Annotated in this window: 6 protein-coding genes; 1 reads left to right on the plus strand and 5 read right to left on the minus strand. The window is 71.4% G+C overall.

The features are described 5' to 3' along the window. Nucleotides 1–1,033, minus strand: a 1,033-nt coding sequence (locus GX015_RS04120; RefSeq protein WP_291342998.1) for an acyl-CoA dehydrogenase family protein, incomplete at its 3' end; no start/stop codon positions are given. Between the two features lie 90 nt (nucleotides 1,034–1,123). After that, nucleotides 1,124–1,960, minus strand: a complete 837-nt coding sequence (locus GX015_RS04125) for a YdcF family protein (RefSeq protein WP_291342999.1) — start codon at nucleotides 1,958–1,960, stop codon at nucleotides 1,124–1,126. Nucleotides 1,961–2,145: 185 nt separating this feature from the next. On the opposite strand from GX015_RS04125, the gene GX015_RS04130 reads away from it, so the two are divergent. Next, the gene (locus tag GX015_RS04130) at nucleotides 2,146–2,769 is read left to right on the plus strand and encodes a hypothetical protein (RefSeq protein ID WP_291343001.1); all 624 of its coding nucleotides are present in this window, start codon (nucleotides 2,146–2,148) and stop codon (nucleotides 2,767–2,769) included. 6 nt (nucleotides 2,770–2,775) lie between these two features. Here the strand turns inward: GX015_RS04130 and GX015_RS04135 are convergent, their stop codons facing one another. From GX015_RS04135 to GX015_RS04145, 3 genes are all read right to left on the minus strand, one after another. Continuing rightward, complete coding sequence (locus GX015_RS04135; protein WP_291343002.1) at nucleotides 2,776–3,348, minus strand: hypothetical protein; 573 nt, start codon at nucleotides 3,346–3,348, stop codon at nucleotides 2,776–2,778. Then, nucleotides 3,345–4,103 (minus strand): energy-coupling factor transporter transmembrane protein EcfT, encoded by a 759-nt coding sequence (locus tag GX015_RS04140; RefSeq protein WP_291343004.1) that lies wholly within the window; start codon nucleotides 4,101–4,103, stop codon nucleotides 3,345–3,347. The genes GX015_RS04135 and GX015_RS04140 overlap by 4 nt, the downstream gene beginning before the upstream one ends. Then, a partial coding sequence (locus GX015_RS04145) for an ABC transporter ATP-binding protein (RefSeq protein WP_291343006.1) occupies nucleotides 4,100–4,912 on the minus strand: 813 nt, incomplete at its 5' end. The genes GX015_RS04145 and GX015_RS04140, both read right to left, overlap by 4 nt.

Genomic DNA, 4,912 nt, shown 5'->3' on the forward strand with positions numbered 1-4,912 from the left:
CGGCGTCGGTGGTGACCTCCATGGCCACGTCCGAGGCGAACGTCTTGGCGGCGGCGGCCATCAGGCCGATCTTGGAGCCGCCGTCGGCGGAACCACGCTCGGCGTTGGCGGCGGCGGTGTAGACCATCAGGCGCGCGGCCTCGATCTTGGTGCGCATGTCGGCCAGCATGAACTGGGTGTTCTGGAAGGCCGAGATCGGCTTGCCGAACTGCTCGCGCTCCAGCACGTAGCCCACCGCGTACTCGTACGCGCCCTGCGCCAGACCCAGCGCCTGCGCACCGATGGTCGGGCGGGTGTGGTCGAGGGTCTCCAGGGCGGTCTTGAAGCCGGTGCCCTCCTCGCCGATCATGCGGTCGGCGGGGATGCGGCAGTCCTCGAAGTAGAGCTCGGCCGTCGGCGAGCCCTTGATGCCCATCTTCTTCTCCAGGCCGCCGACGCGGAAGCCCTCGTCGTCGGAGCGCACCATGAACGCGGAGATGCCGTTGGCGCCCTTCTCCGGGTCGGTGACGGCCATGACGGTGTACCACAGCGACTTGCCGCCGTTGGTGATGAAGCACTTGGAGCCGTTGAGCACCCACGAGTCGCCGTCGCGGACGGCGCGGGTCTTCATGGCGCCGGCGTCGGAACCGGCCTCGCGCTCGGTGAGGGCGTAGGACGCCATCGCGCCGTTGGCGATGTCCGGCAGCACCTGCTGCTTCAGCTCCTCGGAGCCCTTGAGGATCAGGCCCATGGTGCCGAGCTTGTTCACGGCCGGGATCAGCGAGGCGGAGCCGCAGACGCGGGCGATTTCCTCGATGACGATGGTCGCCGCGACGGAGTCGCCGCCCTGGCCGCCGTACTCCTCGGGGATGTGGATGGCGTTGAAGCCGGCGGCGTTGAGCGCGTCGAGGGCCTCCTGCGGGAAGCGCTCGTTCTCGTCCACGTCGGCCGCGTGAGGGGCGATCTCCTTGTCGGCGAGATCGCGGATGACGGCACGCAGCTCCTGGTGCTCTTCGGGCAGCTGGAACAGGTCGAATCCGGGGGTGAGTGCCATTGGGGAGTTCCTCCGTGCGGTTGTTTCGGTTGGTCGATCTCCGAGCATAACGATTAACGACGGTTAACGGGGCCGTTTTCGTGGCGCAGGTCACCCCCGAGGGGGACTTTTGGTTTGCGACGCCCACGTCCACGCCGACGGCTCCCCCATCAGCCAGGTGCCGAAGATCGTTCCGCCGACGGCGACGCCGGGTGCCGACCACCAGGTGCCCAGGGCAAGGAATTCGCGCAGCATCGACGTCGCCCAATACTGCGGGGGCGTCGGGGATCCTTCGATGCGCCATGCGGCGTGGCCGGCCCGGCGCGCCAGCGAACCGGTGCGGAAGACGTGGAAGTCGCTGGTGACCACCGTGACGGGGCCCCGGTCGACCATCGGCGCGGCATTGGCCAGGTTCTCCAGCGTGGACGTGGACAGCGCTTCGAGCCGGATGTCGTCCAGCCCTCGCCCACGCAGCCAATCGGCCATCACCTCGGCCTCCGACGGTCCGCCGTCTTCGCCGACTCCCCCGCAGCAGATGACCGTGGCGGGTTCGGTGGTCCGGCGCGCGACCTCCTCGGCCTTCTCCAACCGGTAGCGCAGCAGCGTCGACGGCCGCCCATCGCGCAGGGCGCACCCCAGGACTATGACGGTGCCCGCCGCCCCGCGGTCGCGCCGCGCCCACGTGCGCCGCGCCACGTCGAAGACCGGCAGCATCACGCCCGGCGCGGCCAGCGCGGACAACGCCAGCGCCGAACCGACCTCGGCGGGAGAAGGGAATGATCGGCGTCCCCGCGCCACCACGGATGCGGCGGACACCGTGCCCGCACCGTAGAAGACGCCCGCCGCGGGCAGGCCCCACGCCGGAGGCCTGCGATTGGGCAGCTTCGGCGGGCGCATCAGCGGATCCCGCCACGCCACGATGCCGCCGACCGTCAACGTCGCCGCCATCAGGCACCCCGGAACCGCGGCGAGGGCGGCGAAGACCGGCCTCCCCCACCGTGTGCCCGTGCGAGGTGGGCGCCGGGACGTCGTCAAGCGGACCATGGCCCCACGGTAACCCAGCCCCCGGATCGGCCCGCGCCCGTTCGAACGCCGGCCGCGAGTGATCCGGGGAGGCGCATAGGATCGTCGGCATGACGGACACGGATCGTTTCATCGCCCCCACCGGGCGCACCGGCGACGAATGGGTCGCGTGGCTCGACGAGCGCGGGGCGCGGGACATGGGGCACGCGGAGATCGCGAAGCTGCTGTTGCCCGAAATCACTGCGGCGGACGGCGAACTCGGCGACGGGTCGAAATCGTCGAACCCGGCCTGGTGGGCGCAGGGCGTCACCGTCCATTACGAGCAGGCGATCGGCCGCCGAGCCGTGGGCCAGCGCTGCGACGGCGCGTGGTCGGCGTCGGCGTCGAAGACGTTGCCCGGCGACATGGACCAGGTGCGCGACCGCTTCGCCGAGCACATGACCGGCGTCTTCGCCGACCGCGGCGGCCTGCATCCAGGCGCCGACGGCGCCCCGGTCATCGCCGACGACGAGCCGAAGCAGTCAGACACCGAAAAGTGGCGCTACTGGCGCTGCCCCATGGCCGACGGCTCCCGCATCGCCGTCACCGTCCAGACCAAGGCCCCGGGCAAGGACGGCGCCGTGAAGTCGACGTTGGCGGTCAACCACGACTCGCTTGCCGACGAAGCCGCCCGCGACCGCGTCAAGGCCTGGTGGAAGGACGTGCTCGCCGATCTCGCGGCCGCCATGAAGTAGCCCCCGCTACCGCGGCCGCACGGTCCAATCGGCCAGCGAACGAGGATCGTGGCGGGCGATGTGCGCGTCCTCCTGCGCCGCCCACATGCGCCAATGCCCGCGGAAATACGGGTCGCGGGCCATGGCGCGGGCGAAGCGGGTTGGCTCGTCGAGCTCGACCCACGCTCCCCACGCCTCGCCGTCGCCGATGGCCCGGGCCGCGGCGAGGTTGTCGGCCGTCAGTGCGCCGCACCCCTCGATGATGAGGGAACGCGCGGGCGCTCCCCCGCCACGATGCGAGGAGGCTGCGGCCGCGGGCGGCCCCGACGGCTCCGCACCTGCGCGACCCGGGGCAGGCGCAGTGAACTCCGACAGGTCCACCCACTCCGCCCAATCGTTCGCGTGCCAATCCCAGCGGCGGAACCCGGCCCCCTCGGGGTCGAGCATCGAATCGGCCACCGCGTCGGACGCGGCCGCCAATCCACCCCACCCGGGATACGCGTCCTCGAGATGGACCACGGGCCACCCCAGGACGTCGTGAAGCTTCCCCGCGAACGTGGTCTTGCCGGACCCCGACCGGCCATCGACGAGCAGGATCACGCGACCCCCAGGAACCGGAACTCGCCGGTCCACACGGCGATGCCCAGCGACGCCGCGGCGATGAGCGCGCAAACGGCCAGCACCGCCCATTCGCGGCCGCCGAACGTCGACTCGCGGGCCCACGTGCGCTTGCCGGGAGCGCCGAAACCGCGGGCCTCCATGGCCGTCGACAGCTTCGTGCCGCGGCGCAGCGCGAACACCAGCAGCGCGAAGACCTGGCCGAACAGCCGCTTGATCCGCCCATGATCACCCAGGCCCCGCGCCCGCCGGGCACGGGTCAGCGCCCGCCAATCGTCGAGGAACAGGGTGATCAGCCGGACGCCGGCCACCGACGCCAACACGAACCGCGACGGCAGCTTGAGCACCTGCGACAGCCCGTCGCCCAGATCCGTCGGATCGATGTCGGCGGTGAGCACCACCACCGGCAGCCCCACGGCCAGCACGCGCACGGTGATGGCGATGGCGAGGGCGATGGAGTTGTCGGTGACCGTCGCCAAAAGGAAGGAGAAGTATTCGCGGCCCTCGGGATTGCCGTACAACAGCATCGAGATGCCCGACACCGGCGCTGCCAGCAGAATCGGCCACCCGCGCCGCACCAGCCGCCGCGGCCCGACCCCGCACAGCGGCGCGGCGACGAGCGTGCACGCCAGCGCCACCGCCGCCGACACCCAGTCGATGGACAGCAGCAGAGGGGTCGTCATCAGCACCAGACCCAGGAGCTTGGCGACGGGGTTGACGTTCCCGATCAGATTCACCGCGCACCCACCTCCGCCAGATCGACGACGTGGTCGCCCATCGCCGCGACGACGAGCGGATCGTGGGTGATGGAGACGACCGTGACCCCGTCGTCGACGAGCCGGCGCAGCATCCGCAGCAGCTCTGCGAACGTGCGGCGGTCCTGGCCGAAGGTCGGCTCGTCGAGGATGACCATCGACGGGGCCGTCGACAGGACGGTGGCCACCGACAGACGGCGCTTCTCACCGCCGGACAACGTGAACGGGTTCGCGCCGGCCAGATGGGTCAACCGCAGGCGGGCGAGGAGCTCGTCGACGCGCTCGGCGGCGTCGGGATCCTTGAGCAGCGTCGGGCCGAGCTCCAATTCCTCGCGCACCGTTGGGGTGACGAACTGGTGCTCGGGCGCCTGGAAGACGCTGCCGATGCGCTGCGCCAATTGCTTCGACTTCCACGTCATCGGGTCCGGGCCGGCGCCGCGGGCGATCTCGTCCGAGGCGATGACCGCGCCGCCCATCGGCTCGAGCAGTCCGCCCATGGTCAATGCCAGCGTCGACTTGCCCGAGCCGTTGGGGCCCACGATGCACGTCGACGCCGCCAGCGGCACCGACGCGGTGATCCCCCGGCGAACCGGTTCCCCGTCGCCGCCGTAGCCGATGGCCAGGCGCTCGAGCAGCAGCGCCGCCGTCGCCGATGTCGGCACCGGTTGCGCTGCGCCCACCTGCGGCGGCGGCCCCGGCAACCACACGCCCGCGGCCCGCAGGAACTCGCCGTGGCGGGCGAGGACGTCGGCGGGGGCGCCATCGGCGATGACGGTGGAGCCGGAATCGTC

Origin of the sequence: Corynebacterium sp. (genome assembly GCF_012837295.1) — a bacterium.
GTDB lineage: Bacteria > Actinomycetota > Actinomycetes > Mycobacteriales > Mycobacteriaceae > Corynebacterium.

Coding starts and splice junctions, on each gene's coding strand:
- GX015_RS04125 (WP_291342999.1), bottom strand. CDS start 1,960: ATGGCGGCGACGTTGACGGTCGGCGGCATCGTGGCGTGGCGGGATCCG.
- GX015_RS04130 (WP_291343001.1), top strand. CDS start 2,146: ATGACGGACACGGATCGTTTCATCGCCCCCACCGGGCGCACCGGCGAC.